1 protein-coding gene is annotated in these 854 nt (G+C 75.9%); it reads left to right on the top strand.

From position 1 onward, the window contains the following. A partial coding sequence (locus GTP44_RS26805) for a glycosyltransferase family 2 protein (RefSeq protein WP_161021803.1) occupies positions 1-854 on the top strand: 854 nt, incomplete at both ends.

Raw genomic sequence — 854 nt, 5'->3', positions numbered from 1 at the left:
CCTGGCGCGCCTGCCGCTGGCCGACCTGTGTCTGGACACGCTGCCGTACAGCGGCGGCGCGGCGGCGGCCGACGCGCTGTGGGCCGGCGTGCCGCTGCTGAGCCAGGCCGGACGCAGCTACGCGGCCCGGCTGGGCGGCAGCCTGCTGCACGCCGTCGGCCTGCCGCAACTGGTCACCCACAGCGCCGACGCCTACGAGGACAAGGCGGTGCGGCTGGCGGGCCGGCCGGCGGAACTGGCGCGCCTGCGCCGCCGCCTGGCGCGCCTGCGCGAACGAGCGCCGCTGTTCGACACGCCGCGGCTGGTGCGCGACCTGGAACAACTGTACCGCCAGGTGGCGCGCGGCGCTCTGCGGTCCGGCGCAACGGCGGCGGCAACGGTTACGGCGGCGGCCGACGCCGCCCTGCCGCTGGTCAGCATCCTGATCCCCACCGGCGACGGCGACGACCCGGCGCTGCTGGCGCGCACCGTGCGCAGCGCGCTGGACCAGCACCACGGCCGCTGCGAAATCATCGTCAGCGACAGCGGTACGGGCGACGCCCGCCGCCGCCCATTGGCGCGACTGCTGCGCGCCCATCCGCAGCTGCGTTACAACCGCGCCCCGGGACTCGGCGCCGAGGACAACCTCGACCATTGCCTGACGCTGTCGCTGGGCGACTACATCGCGGTGGCGCCGCCGGGCGAAGTGCTACAGGCGGACAAGATCAGCCGCATGCTGCACTACTACCAGAACTACCCGACGGTCGGCCTGGTGGCCTGCTGGCGCCAGCCGCGCGACGTGCAGGACCAGCCGCTGCCGGGCGCGCCGCTGCTGCCGGCCGACACCGCGGTCGGCGGCGCCTCGCTGGCCGGGG

Origin of the sequence: Duganella lactea, assembly GCF_009857505.1 — a bacterium.
Taxonomy (GTDB): domain Bacteria; phylum Pseudomonadota; class Gammaproteobacteria; order Burkholderiales; family Burkholderiaceae_D; genus Rugamonas; species Rugamonas lactea.
The sequence above is the reverse complement of the archived record's forward strand: the minus strand, read 5'-3'. Positions and strand labels throughout refer to the sequence as shown.